The 23435-nt window shown below is 74.6% G+C and carries 18 protein-coding genes and 1 tRNA gene; 12 read left to right on the top strand and 7 right to left on the bottom strand.

All coding sequences use genetic code 11. The annotated features are described in order from the left end of the window. Window positions 1–87: 87 nt before the first annotated feature. Both ABD990_RS11165 and ABD990_RS11160 read right to left on the bottom strand, forming a co-directional pair. The gene (locus ABD990_RS11165) at window positions 88–867 is read right to left on the bottom strand and encodes an isocitrate lyase/PEP mutase family protein (RefSeq protein WP_345380281.1); all 780 of its coding nucleotides are present in this window, start codon (window positions 865–867) and stop codon (window positions 88–90) included. Window positions 868–1080: 213 nt separating this feature from the next. Continuing rightward, a complete protein-coding gene (locus tag ABD990_RS11160; RefSeq protein WP_345380280.1) occupies window positions 1081–4101 on the bottom strand; it encodes an ATP-binding protein in 3021 nt (1006 codons plus the stop codon). Window positions 4102–4246: 145 nt separating this feature from the next. Here ABD990_RS11160 and ABD990_RS11155 point away from each other — a divergent pair, with 145 nt between their 5' ends. Further along, window positions 4247–5344: a class I SAM-dependent methyltransferase gene (locus tag ABD990_RS11155; protein WP_345380279.1), complete on the top strand. Its 1098-nt coding sequence runs from the start codon at window positions 4247–4249 to the stop codon at window positions 5342–5344. Between the two features lie 51 nt (window positions 5345–5395). Here the strand turns inward: ABD990_RS11155 and ABD990_RS11150 are convergent, their stop codons facing one another. Continuing rightward, complete coding sequence (locus ABD990_RS11150; RefSeq protein WP_345380277.1) at window positions 5396–7654, bottom strand: DEAD/DEAH box helicase; 2259 nt, start codon at window positions 7652–7654, stop codon at window positions 5396–5398. A 250-nt stretch (window positions 7655–7904) separates the two neighbouring features. After that, window positions 7905–7978: transfer RNA gene (locus ABD990_RS11145), tRNA-Leu, on the bottom strand. Window positions 7979–8129: 151 nt separating this feature from the next. On the opposite strand from ABD990_RS11145, the gene ABD990_RS11140 reads away from it, so the two are divergent. The 6 genes from ABD990_RS11140 (at window position 8130) to ABD990_RS11115 (ending at window position 14997) form a co-directional block, all read left to right on the top strand. Then, the gene (locus ABD990_RS11140) at window positions 8130–8759 is read left to right on the top strand and encodes an ANTAR domain-containing response regulator (protein WP_345380276.1); all 630 of its coding nucleotides are present in this window, start codon (window positions 8130–8132) and stop codon (window positions 8757–8759) included. 437 nt (window positions 8760–9196) lie between these two features. Beyond that, on the top strand, window positions 9197–10429 hold the full coding sequence (locus ABD990_RS11135; RefSeq protein WP_345380275.1) for a branched-chain amino acid ABC transporter substrate-binding protein: 1233 nt from the start codon (window positions 9197–9199) through the stop codon (window positions 10427–10429). A 101-nt stretch (window positions 10430–10530) separates the two neighbouring features. Next, window positions 10531–11457 (top strand): branched-chain amino acid ABC transporter permease, encoded by a 927-nt coding sequence (locus tag ABD990_RS11130; protein ID WP_345380273.1) that lies wholly within the window; start codon window positions 10531–10533, stop codon window positions 11455–11457. Continuing rightward, window positions 11454–13235, top strand: coding sequence for a branched-chain amino acid ABC transporter permease (locus ABD990_RS11125; protein ID WP_345380271.1), 1782 nt, complete (start codon window positions 11454–11456; stop codon window positions 13233–13235). Before ABD990_RS11130 ends, ABD990_RS11125 begins: the two co-directional genes overlap by 4 nt. Next, window positions 13232–14275, top strand: coding sequence for an ABC transporter ATP-binding protein (locus ABD990_RS11120; protein WP_345380270.1), 1044 nt, complete (start codon window positions 13232–13234; stop codon window positions 14273–14275). Before ABD990_RS11125 ends, ABD990_RS11120 begins: the two co-directional genes overlap by 4 nt. Beyond that, entirely contained in the window at window positions 14275–14997 is a 723-nt protein-coding gene (locus ABD990_RS11115) for an ABC transporter ATP-binding protein (protein WP_345380269.1), read from the top strand. The genes ABD990_RS11120 and ABD990_RS11115 overlap by 1 nt, the downstream gene beginning before the upstream one ends. 71 nt (window positions 14998–15068) lie before the next feature. Here ABD990_RS11115 and ABD990_RS11110 read toward each other — a convergent pair whose 3' ends face one another. The 3 genes from ABD990_RS11110 to ABD990_RS11100 all read right to left on the bottom strand — a co-directional run bounded on the left by ABD990_RS11110 (window position 15069) and on the right by ABD990_RS11100 (window position 17728). Further along, window positions 15069–15494, bottom strand: coding sequence for a hotdog fold thioesterase (locus ABD990_RS11110; protein ID WP_345380267.1), 426 nt, complete (start codon window positions 15492–15494; stop codon window positions 15069–15071). 327 nt (window positions 15495–15821) lie between these two features. Further along, window positions 15822–16913, bottom strand: coding sequence for a DNA glycosylase AlkZ-like family protein (locus ABD990_RS11105; RefSeq protein ID WP_345380266.1), 1092 nt, complete (start codon window positions 16911–16913; stop codon window positions 15822–15824). Then, a complete protein-coding gene (locus ABD990_RS11100; RefSeq protein ID WP_345380265.1) occupies window positions 16910–17728 on the bottom strand; it encodes a class I SAM-dependent methyltransferase in 819 nt (272 codons plus the stop codon). The genes ABD990_RS11105 and ABD990_RS11100 overlap by 4 nt, the downstream gene beginning before the upstream one ends. Window positions 17729–18047: 319 nt before the next feature. Here ABD990_RS11100 and rpsA point away from each other — a divergent pair, with 319 nt between their 5' ends. From rpsA to ABD990_RS11075, 5 genes are all read left to right on the top strand, one after another. Next, on the top strand, window positions 18048–19517 hold the full coding sequence (rpsA, locus tag ABD990_RS11095) for a 30S ribosomal protein S1 (RefSeq protein ID WP_345380264.1): 1470 nt from the start codon (window positions 18048–18050) through the stop codon (window positions 19515–19517). A 177-nt stretch (window positions 19518–19694) separates the two neighbouring features. Next, window positions 19695–20432, top strand: coding sequence for a hypothetical protein (locus tag ABD990_RS11090; RefSeq protein WP_345380263.1), 738 nt, complete (start codon window positions 19695–19697; stop codon window positions 20430–20432). Further along, window positions 20414–21613 carry a dephospho-CoA kinase gene (gene coaE / locus ABD990_RS11085; protein ID WP_345380262.1) on the top strand — a complete coding sequence of 400 codons (1200 nt, stop codon included), beginning with the start codon at window positions 20414–20416 and terminating at the stop codon, window positions 21611–21613. The genes ABD990_RS11090 and coaE overlap by 19 nt, the downstream gene beginning before the upstream one ends. 148 nt (window positions 21614–21761) lie before the next feature. After that, window positions 21762–22736, top strand: coding sequence for an RNA polymerase sigma factor (locus ABD990_RS11080; RefSeq protein ID WP_345380261.1), 975 nt, complete (start codon window positions 21762–21764; stop codon window positions 22734–22736). Further along, window positions 22733–23389: a hypothetical protein gene (locus ABD990_RS11075; RefSeq protein WP_345380260.1), complete on the top strand. Its 657-nt coding sequence runs from the start codon at window positions 22733–22735 to the stop codon at window positions 23387–23389. Before ABD990_RS11080 ends, ABD990_RS11075 begins: the two co-directional genes overlap by 4 nt. Window positions 23390–23435: the final 46 nt, after the last annotated feature.

Here is a 23435-nt window from a genome sequence, read left to right as displayed (position 1 = left end):
CCCGCGCGGGACTCATCCCGACGGGCCCCGCCGGACCGGCCGGCCGGGGGGCCGGGCCCGGCGATCACGGGCGCCGGGGCCCGTCGGTCAGTTCAGTCGGCGGGTGCCCTCGGGCAGGCCGCCGCCGGCGTAGACCGCCTCGGCGAGCTCCGCGAGCGCGGTGAGCGCGACGTTCTGGCTCCACGGGCCGTAGGACACCCGGGCCACGCCGAGCTTCTGCGCGGTCCCGAGCGGGATGGATCCCGGCACGCCGATGAGGGTGACCTTGCGCTCGCCGAGCGCCTCGACCAGGCGGCCGACCGTCGTCTCGTCGAGCCTGCCCGGCACGAAGAAGGTGGTGGCCCCGGCCTCCAGGTACGCGCGGCCGCGCTCGATCGCGTCCGCCAGGACCTCCTCCGGGTCCCGGTCCCCGGCCCTGAGGAAGGCGTCCGTGCGGGCGTTGAGGACGAACGGGACACCCGCCTTCTCGCCGGCCGCGACCGCGGCCTCGACCGCCTTCACCGAGTCCGCCAGCGGCTTCATCTGGTCCTCGAGGTTCGCGCCGACCACGCCGACGTCGATCGCGCGGGCGATGGTGCCGCCCGGGTCGCCGTAGCCGGCCTCCAGGTCGGCGGTCACGGGCAGGTCGCCCGCGACCCGCGCGATCAGCCCGACCTCGGCGATCATCTCGTCGCGGGGGATGTTCTCGCCGTCCTCGTAGCCGCGGGAGGCCGCGATGCCGTGGCTGGCGGTGGCCAGGGCCTTCGTGCCGGGGGTCCGCGCGACGACCTGGGCGGTGATCGCGTCCCAGACGTTGACGACGAGCAGCAGCTCGGGTGCCTCGTGCAGCCGGCGCAGCTCGGTGGCCTTCTCGACGATGGTGCTCATCGTCGGACCGTAACCAGCGGGGCGCCGGCGCGCGCGGGGCTCACCCGCGCGAACCCGGCACACGCGAGCGGGCTCGGCCGGCGTGCCCTCCGGCCGAGCCCACGCGGCACCGGGTCCGGGGTCGGGGCCGAACCGGTCCCGATCGCCGACCGTGCGTCCCCCTCCCGCCGCGGACACCGAGCCTGGCCCAGACGCAGAACGGGTTCTAGGGACTTAAGTCCCGAGCGGCGGACCCGGGGTGTCCCCGCCGGTGAGCCGCAGGGCGAGCGCGAACGCCGCCGCGTCGCCGAGGGCCGCGCCCTCGGCGAGCGCGGCGTCGAGCCCCGGGCCCAGCGCGGCGCGGGCGGCCGCCTCCACCCGCCGCTCCCGGTCCAGGTCCGGGCCGAACGCGCGGGTGGCGCGCGGGCTGGCGCGCAGCGCGCCGAGCAGGGTGGCGGCCTCGGCGTGGCGGCCCAGCCCGGACAGCGCCTCGACGAGCGCCCGGACCGCGACCCAGATGTGGTTCCAGGACCCCGAACGGTGCCAGTGCTCCAGCAGCGGCCGCAGCTCGGCGAGCGGTGCCCCGCCGTTCCGCACCGCCGAGGTGAGCAGGGTGTGCCGGGCGATCCCGGCGACGAACGCGGAGTCGGCCTCCTCGGCCAGCGCCACCGCGCGGCGCAGGTGCGCGGCGGCCGCGGGGTCGCCCTGCTCGGCCCGGTGCTCGCCCCACGCGTACTCCGCCCAGGCCCGCACGGTCGACGAGCCGGACCGGGCCGCCACCTCGGCGATCTCGGCCTCCACCGCGGCGACCTCCCCGGCCGTGTCGCCGGGGGCGTCCCCGCCCGGTCCGCCGTCGCCGGCGTAGGTCGTGCAGAACAGCCGGTCGACCAGGGCGGAGATCAGCACCTCGGGATCGGGGCCGTCGTCGGGGTCGTCGTGGAGGACACCGTCGAGCCCGCCGTCGAGGTCGGCGTCGAGGTCGGCGGCGCCGGCCGGGGAGCGGCTGTCGCGCCCGGCCCCGAGCAACGCGGCCCGGGCCGCCTCGGCCGCCTCCCGCGCCTCGGCCAGCCTGCCGAGGAAGGTGTGGAGGTTCGCGCGGAGCTCGTGGCCGTAGGCCGGGAATCCCAGCGCGACCAGCGCGTCCGCGTGCGCACCGGCCAGGTCGAGGTCCCCGCGCTGCCAGCAGGCGCAGGCCACGAAGTACAGCGTCCGCGCCGCGGCGGGGGAGAGCCGCCGGGCCACCACGCGCCCGTCGGCACCGACCACCCCGGCCGCGCGCAGCGCCTCCTCGGCCGGGTCGACCAGGTCGATCCGGCACCGCAGGTACCCGAGGTCGGCGAACAGCGCGGCGAGGCGCAGCAGGTCGTCCTGCGGCCCGTTCTCGACCAGCCAGGTGTGCGCGCGGCGGAGGTCCGCCAGGTGGGCGTCGAAGCGGCGCACGGCGTCCGCCTCGCCGGGCCCGCGCTTCGCGCGCCCGACCTCGGCCGCGAGGCCGGCGGCCCACGCGGCGTGCCGGGCCCGCAGCGCCGGCCCCTCCGCCCGCTCGGCGAGCCGGCTCCGGCCGAAGGCACGCAGGGTCTCCAGCATCGTGAACCGGGACCCGCGCCGGACGACCAGGGACCGGTCCACCAGGTCCGGCAGCGTCGCCGCGTCCCCGCACACCGCCGCGACCGCGGCGGGCTCGACCGGCCCGGCGAACACGGCCATCCGGTCGAAGAGCGCGCGCTGGTCCTCGTCGAGCAGGCCGTAGGACCAGGCGACGACGTCGCGCAGCGAGCGGTGCCGCGCGGCGGCGGTGCGCCGGCCGCCCCGCAGCACGTCCAACGGCCGGTCGAGGGCCTCCACCAGGCCGGCCAGGCCCAGGGGCAGGGCACGCGCGGCCGCGAGCTCGAGGGCGAGCGGCAGCCCGTCGAGCCGAGCGCAGATCTCCTCGACGAGCGCCCCGTCGACCTCCCCGTCCAGCACGACGCCCGGGTCGCCCGCGCGGATCCGGTCCGCGAGCAGCCGCGCCGCGGCCGGCGGGTCGAGCGGCGCGACGGGCAGGCACTGCTCGGCGTCGATCCGCAGCGCCTCCCGGCTCGTCGCCAGGACGTCGACCCCCGGCGCGCCCGCCACCACGGCCTCCGCCAGGGCCGCCGCCCGCTCGATCACGTGCTCGCAGTTGTCCAGCACGAGGAGCAGCCGGCGCGGGGCGAGCACCTCGACGATCCGCTCCCGCAGCGCCCCGGACTCGGCGTCGGTGATGCGCAGGCGTCCGGCGAGGCCGGGCTCGACGTCGTCCGGGCCGCCGTCGCCGAGCTCCACGAGGAGGACGCCGTCCGCATGGTCCGCGCCCACCCGGGCGGCCACGTGCCGGGCCAGTCGGGTCTTCCCGACGCCGCCGGGGCCGGTGAGCGTGACGACCCGGGAGCGGCCGAGCAGCTCGGCGGCGAGGGCGAGCTCCGCCTCCCGGCCGACGAAGGAGTTGGCCGGCGGGGGAGGGGACGCCGGACCCGCGGGCGCCGGCGCCGGCGCGGGCGGGACCGGCGGCGGGAGCTCCTGCCGAAGCACCCGGCCCTCGAGCTCGCGCAGCTCCGGCGACGGGTCCAGGCCCAGCTCCTCGGCCAGCCGGCTGCGCAGCGCGGCGTAGGCGTCGAGGGCCTCGGCCTGGCGGCCGGCGGCGACGAGCGCCCGCATCAGCACCCCGACGGCCCGCTCGCGCAGCGGTTCGGCGCGCACCAGCGGCTCCAGCGCCGCGACCGCGTCGGCGGGGCGTCCGGCCTCCACCAGGGCGGCGGCCCGCTCCTCGACCGCGTACCGGTGCAGCTCGTCGAGCCGCGCGACCTCGGGGTCGACGGCCGGGTGGTCGAGATCGGCGAAGGGCCGGCCGCGCCACAGCGCCAGGGCGGCGTCGAGCACGGCGAGCCGGGCCGGCGGGTCGTGCCCGTCCCCGTCGGCGCCGTTGAGGCCCTCGAGCAGGTCGGTGAACGCGGCCGCGTCGACCGCGGTCCGCGCGGCGCGCAGCCGGTAGCCGCGCGGGGTCGTCTCGACGGCGAGGCCCGGCGGCAGCAGCCGGCGGAGCCGCGCGACGTTGGTCTGCACCGCGCCCGCCGGATCGGCCGGCGGGGCGGGGCCCCACACCAGCTCGGCGAGCAGGTCCACGGGCACCGGCTCGTCCAGGCGCAGCGCCAGGGCGGCCAGCAGGCGCCGCTGCCGCGCCGACCCGACCGCCCCGTCGGCCAGGGCGAGCGGCCCGAGCACCCGGAGGACCGCCATCGCGCCATCGTGACGCATCCCGGCCTCCTGTGGGAGTGCCATTCGTGCCTGTCCGTCCCCGTCCGCCCGGATCGGCCTGACAGCGCGCCGACAGGGGTCCGACAGCGCGCCTCCCCATGCTCGGGCCACCGACGAAGGGGGAACCATGACCGCCACCGACACCGCGCCCGCGACCGACGCCACGACCGACACCGCCGGGTCCCTGACCGAGCGGCTCTTCGGCGCCGTGCTCGCCACCATGGACGTGCACGCCGTGTACCTCGGCGACCGGCTCGGCTACTACCGCGCGCTCGCCGAGGGCGCGGCACTCACCCCGAGCGAGCTGGCCGGGCGCACCGGCACCGCGGAGCGCTACACCCGCGAGTGGTGCGAGCAGCAGGCCGTCACCGGCATCCTGCGGGCCGACGACGAGCCCGACGGCACCGCCCGCCGCTACACGCTGCCCGCGGAGCACCGTGCCGCGCTGGTCGAGGTCCTGTCCCTGGACCACGTCGTGCCGCTCGCCCGGTTCGCGATGGGCTGCGCCAAGCAGGCGGACCTGCTCGCGGAGGCCTTCCGCACCGGCGGTGGGGTGTCGTGGGCGCAGCACGGTGCCGACGCCCGGGAGGCCCAGGCCGCCGCGAACCGGCCGATGTTCCTCGGGCCGCTCGGCCACGAGTACCTGCCCTCGGTCCCCGACGTCGACGCCACGCTGCGGGCCGGGGCCCGGGTCGCCGACGTCGGCTGCGGGCACGGCTGGTCCGCGATCGGGATCGCCCTGGCCTACCCGGAGGTCACGGTCGACGGGTTCGACCTCGACGCGCCGTCGATCGAGGCCGCTCGGCGCAACGCCCGGGAGGCCGGCGTGGCCGACCGTGTCCGCTTCCACCTGGCCGATGCCGGGTCGCCGGACACCGCGGCCGGCACCTACGACGTCGTCTTCGCCTTCGAGTGCATCCACGACCTGCCCGACCCCGTCGCGGTCCTGCGCGCCATGCACCGGATCGGCGGGACCGTCGTGGTGATGGACGAGCGGGTGGCGGAGACGTTCGCGGCGCCCGGCGACGAGATCGAGCGCCTCATGTACGGCTACAGCCTGCTGTGCTGCCTGGCCGACGGGATGGCCCACGAGCAGTCGGTCGCCACCGGCACCGTCATGCGGCCGGACACCCTGCGCGGCTACGCCCGCGAGGCCGGGTTCGCGGACCTGGAGGTCCTCGGGATCGACGACGACTTCTTCCGCTTCTACCGGCTGGTGCGCTGAACCGCGCGGACCCCGACCCCGGCGCCACGCCGCGGCGCCCGGGTCGCCGCGTCAGCTCCCGAGGTGCGCCGGGGCCTCCGACCGCGCCTCCGGGTAGGCCTCGGACAGCGCCGCGGACAGGGCGTCCGGCCCGGCCTCGGACCGGGCCCCCGCCGCGGTCCCGGGCAGGGACCCCGGCAGGGACTCGGTCAGGGCCTCGGTCAGGAGCGCGACGAGCGCCGCGTGCTGGACGTCGGCGGAGGAGCCGACCTCCTCGTCGGAGCCGTCGAGGGCCTGGGCGGCGAGGCCCGCCTTGTCGTCGATCAGCTCGGCGATCCGCGCGTCGACGGTCTGCGCCGCGATGATGCGCCAGGCGGTGACCGGCTCGGTCTGGCCGATGCGGTGGCTGCGGTCGATGGCCTGCGTCTGCTCCGCCGCGGTCCAGGAGAGCTCCGCGAGCACGAGGTTGGACGCCACCTGGAGGTTCAGCCCGACGCCGGCCGCCGTCAGCGAGCAGACCGCCACGGCGACCTCCGGGTCGTTCACGAAGGCGTCGATGTTCCGCTGCCGCACCGCCGACGTCTGGTCGCCGCGGATCGAGGAGAACCGGATGCCCTGCCGGGCGAACGTCTCCTCGGCGGCGTCCATGACGTCGACGTGCTTGGCGAAGAACACCACCTTGCCCGCGCTCCTCGCGAGCTGGGCGGCGTAGTCGGCGGCGAGGGCGGCCTTAGCCTGGCCGATCCGCCGCATCATGGTGAAGACGTTGTCCCCGGTCTCCGCCCCGGCGGCGTCCTTCTGCTCCCAGGTCGCCACCCGGCGCACGAGGTCGTGGTCGATCCCCTCGACCACGGCGCCGGACCGGCGGGTGGCGAGGGCCTCCTCGTAGCGCGCCACCATGCGGCGGGCGAGGTCGCGCTCCGCCGCGCGGATGGAGCGGCCCGTCGGCCCGTCCAGCTCGACGGGCAGGTCCGCGATCCGCCGCGCGGGGATGTCGGCGGCCACGTCGACCTTGCGCCGCCGCACGATCCCGAGGTCCACCACCGCCCGGCGGGCGGCGGGGTAGAAGCCCGGGTCGGCGGGGGTCAGGCCGGTGGCGGTGAGGGCGTCCATCAGCTCGGCGCGCGGCTTGGCGCCGTCGATCCAGCCGAGGAACTGCCAGATGGCGAGGAAGTCCTCGATGTCGTTGATCAGCGGCGTGCCGGTCAGGGCCATCATCAGCGGGCGCGGGGTGCGTGCCCGGATGCGGTCGGAGATCTCCAGGACGTGCTGCGAACGCTGGGAGGACTTGTTCTTGATGAAGTGCGCCTCGTCGACCACCATCCCGCGGAAGCCGAAGTCGCCGAGCCACCCCACGTGCCGGTCCAGCACCTCGTAGTTGACGACCACGATGTCGGCGAAGCCGTCGAGGGAGTCGCCGTTGCCGTGGACCGCGGTGGCGGTGCGGCGGGGCGTCCACAGCCCTGCCTCACGGACCCAGTTCGTCTTGACGACGTTGGGCACGACGACGAGCAACGGGTAGGCGTTCGCGGCCTCGGCGGCGAGCAGCGCCTGGGCCGTCTTGCCCAGCCCCGGCTCGTCGGCGAGCAGGAAGGTGCGCCGACCGGCGGCGGCCGCGGCGACGAGCCGGGCCTGGTGCGGCATCAGTTCCTGACCTCCCTGCGCCCTGCGGGAGGCCGGCTCGGGGAGGTCCATGCAGGCCGGGGCCCCGGCGCCGGCCCGCTCGAACGAGCGCAGCAGCGGGCCGAGCAGCTCCCAGCCGGCCAGCGGGGTCGGCCGCGGCGCGCTCGGCCGGGCGGCCGAGAAGTCGGGGGCCAGGAAGGGGTTGGCCAGCTGCCGCGAGACGACCGACTGCGGCACCACCTGGGGCTTGGCGGGAGCGGCCGGGACCTCGACCGGTGGGGCCTCCTCGGGGCCCGCGTCGAGGCCCGCGGTCCGGAGCACCTCGCGCTTCAGCGACCTCACCTCGTTCGAGACGACGGCGTCCTCGGACAGGAGCGCCAGCAGCCCCTGGTCGCGGACGGCGGCCAGCGCGAGGGTCTTCGCGATGCCGTCGAGGCGCTTCAGCTTCTCGGTCCGGCGTGCCTCGCCGAGCGCGCCGTCCGCCCGCACCCGGGCGCGCTCCTCGCGGAGCAGCAGGGCGACCGCCTGGAACTTCGCGCGCGTCGCGGGCGTCACCCGGCCGCTGCGCAGGGCGGTCTCGACCTCCCGGACACCGCGGGCCAGCACCGACAGGACGTCCTGGACGTCCTCGGTGCGGCCACGGCCGGCACGCCGGTCCCGCGGGGTGTCACGGCGAGCCCTGCTCTGGGGCCTGCCTCGTCGAGCCAAGAACTCCTCCTCGATGCGCGTGGCCGACCGCCCGTGCGGCCGTGCCGCGCACGGCGCAGCGGTCGGGTGACGGGCGCCGCGCGTCCGATCGCCCCCGGGCACACCGCGGGGGGATCACGCCGCGGCGGAGAACCGGTGGACGATCACTGCCGCCGTCACCACGCCGGGCCGTACCGAACGACACAACGCCCGGAACGGCCGGATCTGTTCCGCAGGATATCGGCCGGGACGGGAAGCGACATGCCGACGGTGCCCCCGGTGAGACTCGAACTCACACTGGGCGGATTTTGAGTCCGCTGCCTCTGCCGATTGGGCTACGGGGGCCGGCGGGTCGCCCGGCGCGCCCCCGGGCCGGGGGCACTGTGTTCTCGCTCGCGTCGCACGGGATCACAGGGGCAGGGCAACCTCGGCGCAACCCTATCGCCGCTACCCTGGGGCCTTGCGTTCGACCCGCATGCCTAAGGAGAACCCACCCGTGAGCCAGCCAGTGTCCGAGGACAAGACGACCGACGACGGACCCGCCGTCGGCTGGCGCGTCCTCGTGGTGGAGGACGAGGCGCTGATCCGCCTCGACCTGACCGAGATGCTCGGGGAAGAGGGATACCAGATCGCGGGCGAGGCCCCCGACGGTGAGGCGGCCATCGAGATGGCCCGCGACCTCAAGCCCGACCTCGTGATCATGGACGTCAAGATGCCGAAGAAGGACGGCATCGAGGCGGCCGCCACGATCGTCGAGGAGAAGATCGCGCCCGTCGTCATGCTGACCGCCTTCAGCCAGCGCGACCTGATCGAGCGTGCGCGCGACGCCGGCGCCATGGCCTACCTGGTCAAGCCGTTCGCCCGGCACGAGCTGGTGCCCGCGATCGAGCTCGCGGTCTCCCGCTTCGCCGAGAAGCGCGCCCTCGAGGACGAGGTCGCCACGCTGCACGACCGCTTCGAGACCCGCAAGGTCGTCGACCGCGCCAAGGGCCTGCTGATGGCCAAGCAGAACATGACCGAGCCCGAGGCCTTCCGGTGGATCCAGCGCACCGCGATGGACCGCCGCACCACGATGAAGGCGGTCGCCGAGGCCGTCATCGAGGGGCTCGCGCCCGCGAAGGGCTGAGCGGAGCTCGCGGAGCGGGCATCGGCGCTGAGCGGAGCTCGCGGAGCGGGCATCAGCACTGATCCGCTCCCGCACGTGTCCGTGCGAGGCCGTCCCGGCAGAACGCCGGGGCGGCCTCGTCGTGTTCTCCGGGTCCCGCACATGATCGTCATGCCGCGGTAACGACCCCGGCGGAAGCGCGAGCTTCACCACGTGCTAACGGCGTCTGTGCTGGTCAGCGCGCTGCCGCTTGATAACGATCTGATAACTCACCACACCAGGTGAGCGAATCGTGACTCTCCGCGAAATCCGATTGCGGTCTGGTAAAGCTGCCCCCGCTCGGGATGACGCCGCACCCGCCGGTGACCTAACGTCCGCGGCGCTTCCGGCGTCTGTCCGGGGGCCCGGCGGGTGCTCGGGGGACCGCCGTCGACGTGGTTGGCACGGAAGGACAGAACATGAGTCGGACGCGGAAGGTCGCAGCGACCGCCGCCCTGCTCGCGGGCGCCCTCGCGCTCACCGCGTGCAGCACCAACCGGGAAGAGGCCACGGGCGGGGGCGGAGGTTCCTGCGACACGAGCAAGGGCACCCTCGTCGTCGGGTTCATCGCCCCGCTGTCCGGCAGCCTCTCGGCGCTGGGCCTGGGCATGAAGAACTCCACCGACCTCGCGGTCAACCAGGCCAACCAGAACTGCACCGTGCCCGGCTACCGGCTCGCGCTGCAGGCGGAGGACGACCAGGCGACGGCCCAGATCGCCGGCCAGGCCGCCACCAAGCTGGCCTCGGACCCGAACGTCGTCGGCGTCATCGGGACCCTGAACTCCTCGACCGCCCAGTCGGCGGCGCCGATCCTGGCCAACAAGAAGATCGTCGAGATCTCGCCGGCCAACACCAACCCGGCGCTGACCCAGGGCGACAACTACCAGTCGGCCCCGGCGCGGCCGAACGCCACCTACTTCCGCACCGCCACCACGGACGCCATCCAGGGTCCGTTCGCGGCGCAGTACCTGGTGCAGAAGGCCGGCAAGAAGAACATCGCGGTCATCGACGACGGCAAGACCTACGGCGCGGGCCTCGCGTCGCAGTTCGCCGCCGAGGCGGAGAAGCTGGGCGCGACCGTGGTCGCCCGCGAGAAGGTCGGCGAGAAGGACACCGACTTCTCCGGCGTGATCGCCAAGATCCGCCCGTCGAACCCGGACGCGGTCTACTACGGCGGCGAGTACCCGGTCGCCGGCCCGCTGTCGAAGCAGCTGGCCGACGCAGGCCTCAACATCCCGCTGATGGGCGGCGACGGCATCGTCGACGCGACCTACGTCTCGCTCGGGGGCAAGGAGGGCGACCTGGCCACCAACGTCGGGGCCCCGCCGGAGCAGCTGCCCAGCGCGAAGGCCTTCATCGACGCGTACGGCCAGGCCGGCTACTCCGAGCCGTACAGCGCCTACGGCGCGCTGACCTACGACGCCGCCAACGTCCTCATCCAGGGCCTGGCGAAGGCGGTCGGCAACGGCACCTTCTCCGACGCCACCCGGGACGGCCTGATCTCCGCGGTCCAGGCCACCAACCTCCAGGGGGCGACGGGCGCCATCTCCTTCGACCAGTACGGCGACACCACGAACAAGGTGCTGACCGTGTACTCGGTCCAGGGTGGCGAGTTCAAGCCGCTGGAGACGGGCACCTACCCGGCCAGCTGACGCGAGTCCCCGACCCCGGGGGCACGCGACGAGGATGCACGTGAGCGGGGACGGGACACCACCCGTCCCCGCTCGTGCACGCGGTGGAGGAGACCCCTCGTTTGTCCACGTTCCTGTCCCAGATCGCGAACGGGCTGGTGCTCGGTTCGCTGATCGCGCTGATCGCGCTCGGCTACACGATGGTCTACGGGATCATCCAGCTGATCAACTTCGCGCACGGTGAGATCTTCATGGTCGGCGCCTACGGCGGCCTGGCCACCCTGACCTACGTCCTGCCCACGGCGATCGCCACGACCTGGTACTTCGCGCTGCCGATCGCGCTGGTGGCCGGCGCGCTCGTCGCGATGCTCATCGCCGTGGCCATGGAGCGCTTCGCCTACCGGCCGCTGCGGAACGCACCCCGCCTCGCGCCGCTGATCACCGCCCTGGGCGTGTCGGTCGCGCTGCAGGAGGCGATGCGCGTCTTCTACCCGGGGGCCACCGCGGCCATCCCGTTCCCGAACCTCTTCATCGAGGGCACGCTGGTGATCCCGATCGGCGACGGCGTGCCGATCCGGTACGTCGGCATCCTGTTGATCGTCATGTCGCTGGTGCTGGCCTTCGGCCTCGAGCGGTTCGTCGAGCGGACCCGGCTGGGCCGCGCGATGCGCGCCACCTCGCAGGACCGGGACGTGGCTCGGCTGATGGGCATCGACCCCGACCGCGTCATCGTGCTGACGTTCGCGATCGGCGGCGCGCTCGCCGGCGTCGCGGGCGTGCTGTACGGCAGCTACCTGAACAACATCAACATCGACATGGGTTTCCAGAACGGCATCTTCGCCTTCACGGCGGCCGTGCTCGGCGGCATCGGCAACATCCGCGGGGCGGTGGTCGGCGGGCTGGTGATCGGGCTGGTCAAGGCCCTCGGCGGGCAGTACCTTCCCGGTGGCACGGCCTACGACTACGTCTGGATCTTCGTCGTCCTGATCATCGTCCTGGTGTTCCGGCCCCAGGGCTTCTTCGGCGAGTCCGAGCGGGTGCGCGCATGACCACCACCGCGACCCCCGACGCGCCGGCCGCCGCCGCGGCGCGACCGCGGCACACCGGCCGGCTCGCCGGGCTGCTCAACGCCGCGGCCCCGCGGTCGAAGATCCTCATGATCGTCGGCGGCGTGCTGACGATCGTCGGCGCCTATCTGCCCTGGGTCACCTTCGTGCTCAACGAGGGGGCCTACCCGGAGAAGGCCACGCTCAACTTCTTCGTCGACCCCTTCGGCGTCACCGGGTTCCGGCTGCACCTGGTGATCCTGGGGCTGGCCGCGATCGTCGTGGCGGCGCTGCGGCGGATCCCGGCGCGGCACCACATCGTGCGCGGGCTGGGGCTCGGCATCACCGTCGTCGCCCTGATCAACGGGCTGTGGATCACCGTCGAGGGCGGCGGGCTCGGTGCGATCACCGCCGCCGAGGGGGCGGTCGCGTTCGGCTCGATCGTCGCCCTGGTCGGCGGGCTGGTCACCACGCTGGGCGCCGACGCCGGCGGCATCGAGCCGAAGCCGGTCTGGACCTGGCGGCTGCCCTGGTGGGTGGAGTGGATCCTGCTGGTCGTGCTGTTCGTGATCGTGCTGCTGCTCGTCGCGGCGGTGCTGACGAGCGGCGGGCAGGGCGGGGTCGTGAACCCCTACGCCGGCGTCGTGTTCCTGTCGCTGCTGGCGGCCCTGGGCGGCGCGTTCGCCGCGCTCAACGCCTCGGGTCTCCTGACCTGGGTCTCGGCGGTGTCCGAGCGGCACCGGACGTTCAGCGTGATCGTGCTGCTGATCGTGGCCCTGCTGCTGCCGCTGACCAGCGCGGGCACCGAGTACTGGATGACGGTGGCGTCGAACATCGGCGTCTACGCGGCGACGGCGATCGGGCTCAACATCGTGGTCGGCCTCGCCGGCCTGCTCGACCTCGGGTACGTCGCGTTCCTGGGCATCGGCGCCTTCGTGGCGGCGAACCTGTCCGGGGCGGCCGCCTCGCAGATCGGCATCCACCTGCCGTTCGTGCTGGTCATGATCATCTCGGCCGTGGTGGCCGGGTTGTTCGGCGCGATCGTCGGCTCGCCCACCCTGCGGGTGCGCGGCGACTACCTGGCGATCGTCACGCTGGCCTTCGGTGAGATCTTCGTGCGCAGCGCGCAGAACAACATCGGCGGGCTGACCGGCGGCGCCAACGCCATCCCGAACATCCCGGCGGTGGCCGTCGGCGACTTCCGGTTCTCCGACTCGATCACGGTCGGGGGCCTGCGGCTGCCGTCGGGCGTCCTGTACTACGTCCTCATCGTGCTGCTGGTCGCGGCCGTGATGCTCGTGTTCGCGCACCTCAAGAACTCCCGGCTCGGCCGGGCGTGGATCGCGATCCGCGAGGACGAGGACGCGGCCGCCGCCATGGGCATCCGGACCGGACCGATCAAGATCCTGGCCTTCCTCATCGGCGCGATGCTCGCCGGCCTGGCGGGCGCGTTCTTCGCACACAAGACGGCCGTCGTCGCCTACGACTCCTTCCGCTTCCTGGAGTCGGTCACCCTGCTCGCCGCGGTCATCCTCGGCGGCATGGGCACGATCCCCGGCGCCGTGCTCGGCGCCTCGATCCTGTTCGTGCTGCCGGAGAAGCTGCGCGAGTTCTCCGACTACCGGCTGCTGCTGTTCGGCCTGGCCCTGGTGCTGATCATGCGGTTCCGGCCGCAGGGCATCGTGCCGGACCGGCACCGCAAGGCGGAGCTGACCGACCCCGACGTCGAGGACGTCGCCAAGGAGGGCCCCGGGCCCCTTCCGACGAGGGTGGAGCCGTGAGCGAGAACCCCCTGAGCACCGCCGGTGCCGCCGACGGTCCTGCCGCCGGCGCTACCGCCGCCGGCGCCGCGGCCGCCGAGCCGGTGGTGGAGGCGGAGGCCCCTCCCGAGGAGGTCACCGCCGAGCTCGCCGAGGACATGCACATCGCCACCGGCACCCGGGAGCCGATCCTGGTGTCCTCCGGCGTGACCATGCAGTTCGGCGGCCTACGGGCCCTGAGCGACGTGAACCTCTCCCTGCACGAGAGCGAGATCATCGGCCTGATCGGGCCCAACGGGGCGGGGAAGACGACCTTCTTCAACTGCCTCACCGGGCTGTACACGCCGACGTCGGGCCAGGTCACGCTGCGCGGCCGGCCGATGCCGCAGGACCCGGCCCGGGTCACCGAGGCCGGCGTGGCCCGGACGTTCCAGAACATCCGGCTCTTCCCGTCCATGACGGCCACGGAGAACGTCCTGGTCGGCCGGCACGTGCGGATGAAGCAGGGGCCGATCTCCTCGCTGCTGCACGGGCCGCGGTTCCGGCGCAGCGAGGCCGAGGCGGCGGAGCGGGCGGAGAAGCTGCTCGCGTTCGTGGGGCTGACCCGGTTCGCGGACGAGCTGGCCCGCAACCTGCCCTACGGCGACCAGCGGCGGCTCGAGATCGCCCGCGCGCTCGCCACGGACCCGTCGGTGCTGCTGCTCGACGAGCCCACGGCGGGCATGAACGCGCAGGAGACCGAGGCGACCCGGCAGCTGATCTTCGCGATCCGCGACCTGGGCGTGTCGGTGGTCGTGATCGAGCACGACACCAAGTTCATCTTCACGCTGTGCGACCGGGTGCTGGTGCTGGTCCAGGGCGAGCTGCTGGTCGAGGGCTCGCCGGACGAGGTGCGCGGCGACCCCCGGGTCGTGGAGGCCTACCTGGGCGCCCCGCCCGAGGAGGTCGAGGCGCAGCTGTCGACCGGTGCCCCCACGGACGGGGCGGGCAGCGGAACGGGCGGCGAGGCCGGCACCGCTGCGGGCACGGCCCCGGGCACGGCAGAGGGGAAGTCCGAGTAATGGCGTTCCTGTCCGTCCGCGACCTCGTGGTCGCCTACGGCGCCATCCAGGCCGTGCGCGGCGTGACGTTCGACGTCGAGCAGGGCCAGATCGTGTCCCTGATCGGCTCGAACGGCGCCGGCAAGACGACCACGCTGCGCACCCTCTCCGGGCTGCTCCGGCCCGTCTCCGGGACGATCGAGTTCGACGGCAAGCCCATCCAGAAGATGCCGGCGCACGAGATCCTGTCCCGCGGCGTCGCGCACAGCCCGGAGGGCCGGCGGCTCTTCGCCCGCATGTCGGTCGAGGAGAACCTGCGGCTCGGCGCCTACACCCGCAAGGACGAGGCCGGCATCGCGCAGGACATGCAGCGGGTGTTCGACCTGTTCCCGGTGCTGGGGGAGCGGCGCACCAACAAGGCGGGCCTGTTCTCCGGCGGCGAGCAGCAGATGCTGGCGATCGGCCGGGCGCTGATGTCCCGGCCGAAGCTGCTCATGCTGGACGAGCCGTCCATGGGGCTGTCGCCGATCATGACGCAGCGGATCTTCGACACCGTCCGGGAACTGCGCGACGAGGGCACCACGGTGCTCCTGGTCGAGCAGAACGCGCTGGCGGCGCTCGCGTTGTCGGACAAGGCCTACGTGATCGACCTGGGCCGCACCACGCTGTCCGGCACGGGGGCCGAGCTCCTGGCCGACCCGCGGGTGCAGGAGGCCTACCTCGGGGAGAACGTCGGCACCTGACCGGCCCCGACGGCTGTTGCACGAACGGCGCTCTCGCTCACTAGATGTGAGCGAGAGCGCCGTTCGCCGTGTCAGACGCGGGGTTCGGTGTCCCGGTGCAGACAGGTGAGCTTCGCGGTGCACGTGCGCCGGCCCTGCTCGTCCGTCAGCACGATCTCGTGGGTCGAGGTGCTCCGGCCGACGTGGAGGGGCCGTGCCACGCCCGTCACGTACCCCTCGGTGGCCGCCCGGTGGTGCGTGCACGCCAGCTCGAGCCCGACCGGGAAGCGCTCCGGGAGGGCGTGCATCGCCGCCAGCACCGAGCCCAGCGTCTCGGCCAGCACCCCGCTCGCCCCGCCGTGCAGCAGGCCGTAGGGCTGCCGGTTGCCCTCGACCGGCATCCGGCCGCGCACCTCCTCCAGCGACGCGGAGAGGATCTCGATCCCCATCCGGTCGTTCAGCTGGCCCGCCTTCGTGGGGCCGTGCAGGGAGGGGAGCTGGGAGGCGTCGATCGGCACCGTCGGACCCTAACCCGTGCGCCTCGACCAGCTGAGGGGGCAGGAGGCACACGACGGGGAGCCCGGGCCTCGGGCCCTGATCACCGTTCGTGGACGGGGACGGTCGAGATTCGACTGCATGCGTCCACGAAAGATGATCAATGCCTGGTCGTCCGGCCTCCCTTCGACGACGCCGCCCGGATCCGGACCGCCTCGACCCGGGGCGGCGGGGCGCCGTCGTCTCCGACCGTCTGTGGCGAGGCGGGGGCCTGGTGGACGGCGCACGACGCATCGCTGCCCGCTGCGCGTCCAGCCCGGTGCGGCCTCGCGCCCGGGCTGACCTGGCCTTCACGCCCAGACGAGATCGGCGCCGGCGCGCTCGGCCACGGCCTTCCGGGTCGCGGCGGGGAGCGGGCCGAAGGCGCGCACGGTGACCGGGCCGCAGTCCGTGCGCTCCCACACCCCGGCCACCCGCCCGTCGACGACGAGGACCGGCGAGATCCATCCGGCGGTGCGGCTGACCTCGCGTTCCCGGCCCTCCGGGACCGCCCGTTCGCGATGGCTGCGCGGCGCGATCACCCACGGGTCGAAGCCGGGGAGCAGGAAGGGGCCGTCGCCGGGGTGCTCCCCGGCGGCCGGCACGGCGGCCAGCTCGTCGGCGTCCTCCGCCCGGACCACGAACCCGGGCTCGCCCTCCACCTCGACCGGGAGGACCGGGGCCGCCTTGATCCAGCGCTTCGCCGGCGCGGGCTGCTCGCCCCACCAGCGCGCGACGTCCGCCGCGGTCGCGGGGCCGTTGGCGGCGAGGAAGCGGAGCAGGACCGCCTCGTTCGCCTCGGCGGCCGGCCACTCGTCGAGCGGGCGGCCGAGCCAGCCGGCGGGGGAGACGAAGGTGCCGTCCGGGCCCGAGCAGAGCAGCCCGCGGGCGGCCGCCGGCTTGAGCAGCGCGCCCCAGCTCACGGCCATCGGCCCGGCCACCTCCGGCCGGCCGAGGTCCGCGCACACCCGCTCGACGAGCTCCGCGCGGACGACCGGCTCCGCGCCCAGCACCCGGCCGATCGCCGCCGTGATCGCGTGCAGCGTCTCGCCGGACACGCCGTGCTCGCGCTCCCACGAGGGCGGGAAGCGGCGCCGGGACTCGCGGTCGGTCAGCGCGGCGGTCCACAGCCCCAGCTCGTCGGCGGGCAGGAGGTGCAGCGTGCCGCGCATGGCCCAGGTCCGGACCAGGGTCCGGTCGGTCCAGAGCGGCCCGTCGAGGGCCGAGCCGCCGCCGGCCCCGCCGCGCACCGCCGCGATCGCCACGCTGCTCGACGCGACCTGCGCGTGGATCCCGGTCAGCCGCCGGGCGATCTCGACGGGGTCGGGCTCGGGCCGGGTCAGCAGCTGCCGCCCGGCCCGCCAGCGCGTGACCTGGCGCCACGTGACCCGCACGGCGGTCATGCCGGCCGGTGGGTCACGAAGATCGCGGTGCCCGGGAAGAGCTCGCCCCGCAGCGGCGACCACTGCCCCCACACCCGGTCGAACCCGTCGGGCCACTCCGGCTCGACGAGGTCGTCGAGCACCAGCCCGGCCGCGACGACGTCGCGCACCCGGTCGCCGAGCGTCCGGTGGTGCTCCACGTACGTCGCCCGGCCCTCGCCGTCGACCTCCAGGTACGGGGTCCGGTCGAAGTACGACTGGGTCACGGTCAGCCCGTCCGGCCCGGGGTCGTCGGAGAACATCCAGCGCATGGGGTGGTTGACCGCGAACACCCAGCGCCCGCCCGGCCGCAGCACCCGGTGCACCTCGCGCATGACCTGCACCGGCTCGGCGACGAACGGCACCGCGCCGAAGGCCGAGCAGGCGAGGTCGAAGGAGCCGTCGGCGAAGGGCAGGTGCTCGGCGCCGGCCTGGACGAGCGGCACGTCGATCCCGGTGCGGGCGTTGAGCGCGGCGGCGGCCCGGAGCATGCCACGGGACAGGTCCAGCGCCACGGGGTTCGCTCCCTGCGCCCGCAGCCAGCGCGAGCACGGCGCCGAGCCGCACCCGACCTCCAGCACCCGGCGGCCGGCGACCTCCCCGAGCAGGCCGGCCTCCGCCTCGTGCAGGCCCTCGGGGCACCACACGAACTCGGCCTCGCCGATGTCCGCGCCGTGCTCGGCGAGGTAGTCCGCGGCGTCGGCGTCCCACCAGGCGCGGCTGGCCCGTTCGGACTCCGCGGCACCCACCGCGCGCCGCGCGATCCCGGCCGTGCCGAGGACCTCCTCGGCGCTCATCGCCGGCCCCGGCGGGCCGCCGGCGCGTTCATGATCGATCCACCCGACACGTGCAGCTCACGCCCCGGATCGTCCCAGTTCCGCACCGGGGACCCGCATTGCCCCGCTGATCGGGTGCCGCGTAGCATGGTCCGTACCCGTGGTCAACGTGTGCGGTACCGACTCGAGCTGGTGCGCGAGGGGGTCCGGCGCGGACGTGGCCCGGGGAATCGACGATCGAAGGTGACTGTTCCACGCATCATCCAGTCACGGCTACATCCACGACCGGCCGCCCGTGACGCGGCCACTACCGAAGACATCCACCGGAGCACCCCACTACATGTCCACCGACACCACCGCCGCCCCGACCACGCCGCAGGTCGCCGTCAACGACATCGGGTCGGAGGAGGACTTCCTCGCCGCCATCGACCAGACGATCAAGTACTTCAACGATGGCGACATCGTCGAGGGCACCATCGTCAAGGTCGACCGTGACGAGGTCCTGCTCGACATCGGCTACAAGACCGAGGGCGTCATCCCCTCGCGGGAGCTGTCGATCAAGCACGACGTCGACCCCGCCGAGGTCGTCGAGGTCGGCGAGTTCGTCGAGGCCCTCGTCCTCCAGAAGGAGGACAAGGAGGGCCGGCTGATCCTGTCCAAGAAGCGCGCCCAGTACGAGCGCGCCTGGGGCACGATCGAGGCCCTCAAGGAGGCCGACGAGCCGGTCGAGGGCACCGTCATCGAGGTCGTCAAGGGCGGCCTGATCCTGGACATCGGGCTCCGCGGCTTCCTGCCGGCCTCGCTGGTCGAGATGCGCCGCGTGCGCGACCTCCAGCCGTACGTCGGCCGCAAGATCGAGGCCAAGATCATCGAGCTGGACAAGAACCGCAACAACGTGGTCCTGTCCCGCCGCGCCTGGCTGGAGCAGACCCAGTCCGAGGTCCGCAGCGAGTTCCTCAACCAGCTGGCCCGTGGCCAGGTGCGCAAGGGCGTCGTCTCCTCGGTGGTCAACTTCGGCGCGTTCGTCGACCTCGGCGGCGTCGACGGCCTGGTGCACGTCTCCGAGCTGTCCTGGAAGCACATCGACCACCCGTCCGAGGTCGTCGAGGTGGGCCAGGAGGTCACGGTCGAGGTCCTCGACGTCGACCTGGACCGCGAGCGGGTCTCGCTGTCGCTCAAGGCGACGCAGGAGGACCCGTGGCGCCTGTACGCCCGGACCCACGCGATCGGCCAGATCGTCCCCGGCAAGGTCACCAAGCTGGTGCCGTTCGGCGCGTTCGTCCGCGTCGAGGAGGGCATCGAGGGCCTGGTCCACATCTCCGAGCTGGCCGAGCGCCACGTGGAGATCCCGGAGCAGGTCGTCCAGGTGGGCGACGACGCGATGGTCAAGGTGATCGACATCGACCTCGACCGGCGCCGCATCTCGCTCTCGCTGAAGCAGGCCAACGAGGGCATGACGGTCGACACCGAGTTCGACCCCACCCGCTACGGCATGGCGGCGGAGTACGACGACCAGGGGAACTACATCTACCCCGAGGGCTTCGACGTCGAGACCGGCGAGTGGAAGGAAGGCTACGAGGAGGCCCGGGCGGCCTGGGAGAAGCAGTACGCCGAGGCCCACGAGCGCTACGAGCAGCACATGACGCAGATCCGCAAGGCCGCCGAGGCCGAGGAGGAGGCCGGCGCCGACACCGGTGCCGCCAACTACTCCTCCGGCGGCGGGCCCTCGCAGGAGGCGCAGAGCGGCGGGTCGCTGGCCAGCGACGAGCAGCTCGCGGCCCTGCGGGAGAAGCTCTCCGGCGGTGCGTGATCCCGGCCTGAGCGCCTGAGGCACGGCTCGACGAACGGCCCCGGTCCCCTGGACCGGGGCCGTTCGGCGTCTCCGGGTACTCCCACGGGTGACGCCGGGATCACGATCGGGCTGCGTTCCGTGACGGGCCGGGCGCGCCACGTGTAACGATCTTGGATCCGGCCTAGGTTCGATCTCATGCGTTCCGGGGGGCGTTTCGTGGCGGTGCTCGCCCTCGGGTTGGGCGTGCTGACCGGCTGTTCGACCGCCACCGGCGAGGAGGCCCTGCCGGTCCCGACCTTCACCGAGTCGGCGGCGGCCGGGTCGGGTTCGTCCCCGACGAAGATCGCCCTTCCGGAGGACTGCGGCACGCTGCTCGCGCCGGACGACCTGGGGGCCCTCTTCGCCCGCCCCATCGGGTCCACGGCGCTGCGCACCATCCGCGGGGTCCCGGAGCCGTCGGTCGGCCGGACCGAGCGCATCGGCTGCCGGTACTCCGCCAGCGGCCCGGGCGGCGGGAACACGTTGCTGGACATCAACATCGGGCGCTACACGGACGCCGCGGCCGCCAAGCGGCAGTGGCAGCTCAACACCAACGCCGAGCGGTCGGACGGGCAGTCGCGCGACCTGTCGATCGGGGCCGCGCCGGCCGTCGCGGTCGAGCGGGGCACGGAGACGGTGCTCGCCGTCGTCTACGGGGTGGACACCCTGACCTTCGTGCTGCCGGCCGCCGCGCGGGCCCCGGGTGCGCCGGTCGACCGGCTCGTCGACCTCGCGCTGCGCGTCCTGCCCAAGGACGGCGCCACCCAGCCGGCCCCGCCGGAGACGAGCACGCCGCCGGCCCCGGCCGTCGCACCCTCCACCACCACCGCGCCGACCTCCGTGGCCCCGGTCGCCGCCGCCGGTACGGTCACCCCGTGCTGCAGATCGGGCTGACGGGCGGGATCGGGGCGGGCAAGTCGACGGTCTCGCGGCGGCTGGTGGAGCTGGGTGCGGTCCTGGTCGACGCCGACCTCATCGCGCGCGAGGTGGTCGCGAAGGGGTCGGAGGGGCTCGAGCGCGTCGCCGAGGCGTTCGGCCCCGAGGTCGTGGGACCGGACGGTGAGATGGACCGGCCGCGGGTCGCCTCGATCGTCTTCGGCGACGACGCCAAGCTCGCCGTGCTGAACGGCATCACCCACCCCCTGATCGCCCGCCGGCAGGCCGAGCTGGTCGCGGCCGCCGGGCCGGGGGCCGTCGTGGTGCACGACGCCGCGCTCCTGGTCGAGATGGGCAACGCGACCCGGTTCCCGCTGGTCGTGGTCGTGCACACGGACGCCGAGCTGCGCGTGCGTCGGCTCGTGGAGAGCCGCGGGATGACCGAGGAGGACGCCCGGGCACGGATCGCCACGCAGTCGTCGGACGCCGAGCGGCTCGCGGTCGCCGACGCGGTGCTGGACAACGACGGCTCCGAGGAGGAGCTGCGCGCCCGGGTCGACCGGCTCTGGCACGAGCGCCTGGTGCCCTTCGAGGAGAACGTGCGGCTCGGGCGGGCGGTCCGCGGGGGCACCCCCGTCCTCGTCGAGCCGCAGCCGGGCTGGGCCGACCGGGGGGCGCGGCTGGCCGCCCGGGTCGCCCGGGTGGCGGGGGAGCGCGGCCTGGGCGTGGAGCACATCGGGTCGACCGCCGTGCCCGGGCTGCCCGCCAAGGACATCACGGACCTGCAGCTCGCGGTCACCTCGCTCGACGACGCCGACGCGCTCGACGAGCCGCTCCGCGCGATCGCGCTGATCCGGCTCCCGGAGATCACCCGGGACAACCCGAAGCCTGCCGACCCCGAACCCGATCACTGGCGGAAGCGGTACTACGCCGGCGCCGACCCGGAGCAGCGGGTGCATCTGCACGTGCGGGTCCGGGACTCTCCCGGGTGGCGCCTCGCGCTGCTGTTCCGGGACTGGCTGCGGGCCGACGACGCGGCGCGCGAGGAGTACCTGCAGGTCAAGCGGGCGGCGGCGGCCGAGTGCGCCGGCGACCCGGACGCGTCGCGGTACGTCGAGCGCAAGGAACCGTGGTTCGACGCGGCGGCGTCGCGTGCCGAGCGGTGGGCCGCGTCGTCCGGATGGTCGCCGCCGTACTAGGCTGATCGGGCGTAAATCGGGCGGGGGTTCGCTGTAACGGGGGACAGAGTCCGCGCGATACGCGATCAGGACCGCGAGGGCGGGTGACGCTGCGCGCGGTCGAGCGCACGTGCAGTGACGGCAGGCCCGGGCGACGAAGGGGCGGAGGGTGAGCGCACAGGTCGACCAGGAGCCCGCTCCGGCCGGTCCGGAGGGCGCGGCGGAGAGCGCGGGCGCCAGTACCGCCGCGGACGGCTCCGTCGTCGAGCGTGATCTCGCCCAGGCCGCGCCGAGCGGGCTGCGCGCGGACTTCGGCGCGCATCTCGAGGCCCACTACCCGCGGCTCGTCGGTCAGCTGTTCGCCATCACCCTGGACGCCGGGACCGCCCACGACCTGGTGCAGGACGCCTACTCGCGCGCCTGGCGGCGCTGGTCGGAGATCCGCGAGGGGGACGCGGAGGCGTGGGTGCGCCGGGTGGCGGTGCGCTCCTCGGCGAGCACCTGGCGGCGGCTGGCCGCGCGGCTCGGGCTGCGCGGCGCCCCGGTGCAGGAGCAGGCGGGCCTCGACCCGCGCACCGCGGCCGTGCTGCGCACCCTCGCCCGGGTCCCGGTCGACGAGCGCCGCACCGCGGTGCTGGTGCACATGGCCGGGATGAGCGTGCGGGAGGTCGCGGCCCTGGAGCGGGTCGCGCCGGGCACGGTGCAGGCACGGCTCAACCGGGTCGGGAGCCTGCTCGAGGAGGGCCTCGCCGGGCTGGGGGCCGTCCCGCTGCTGCCGCCGGATCCGGCGGACTCCGTTCCGTCGCCGGAGTACGCGGCCCCCGTGTCCGGGCCGGTGCCCGACGACGGCGCCGCGCTGCGCGGGGCGGGATCGGACGCGCGCGAGTTCGAGCGCGCGGAGTGGGCCACGGGGTCCGACGGCGACCCGGACGCCGGAGCGATCACGCGCACCGACGACAGCGCCGACGACAGCACCGACGACAGCACCGACGACAGCGCCGACGACAGCGCCGACGACAGCGCCGACGACAGCGCCGACGCCAGGGCGGACGAGGGCCGCACGAGCGACAGCACGGGCACCCGCACGGACCCGAGCACGAGCAGCAGCAGGCAGGACGGCACGGACGAGGAGGAGGCCCGGTGACCAACCCGGTGCAGTACGCCCGGTCGGAGGGGCGCGGCGCGGACGAGCTCCGCCGGCTGGACGACGAGCTGGCCGCGGGCGTCACCCTGCCCGCGATCGAGGACGTGATCCGGCGGGCCGGTGCGGCCAACCGGGCCAGCGGCGCCGCCGCGGCCGCCGTGCTGACCGTGGGTGCCCTCGGCGGGGTCACCGCCATCGGGACCGCGGCCGCCCAGCCCGCGCCCGTCGTCGTCGCCCCGGTCGCCCAGGTGCCCACCACGACGCCGCCGCCCGTGACCACCACCACGGTGGCCCCGGCCCCCGTGGTCGCACCCCAGGCCGTCGCGGAGCCGGACCCGACCACGACGACGAAGCGCGCGACCACGCCGCGCACCCGCACCACCACGCCGCAGCCGGTCGCCCCCGCCCCGGCCCCGTCGGTGGTCGTGGTCCCGCCGCCGGTCACCACCACGACGACCACGCCGAAGCCGACCACGACGACTCCGAGGCCGACGACGACCAGGCCGACGCGCGAGGGCGACCCGGACCCCACGGAGACGGCCACGGCGGCCCCGACGTCGACGACGAGCACGACCACGCGCACGACCACCACGTCGCCCACCTCGACGACGACCGCCGAGCAGCAGGGCCTGCTGGCCGCCCTGATCGCCTGACCTCGCGCCGCCCGGACCCGCGCGCCGCCCGACGCCGCCCCGCCCG

Source organism: Pseudonocardia yuanmonensis, from assembly GCF_039542425.1.
In the GTDB taxonomy this organism is placed as follows: Bacteria; Actinomycetota; Actinomycetes; order Mycobacteriales; family Pseudonocardiaceae; genus Pseudonocardia; species Pseudonocardia yuanmonensis.
This window is presented reverse-complemented; position numbering and strand designations above follow the sequence as displayed.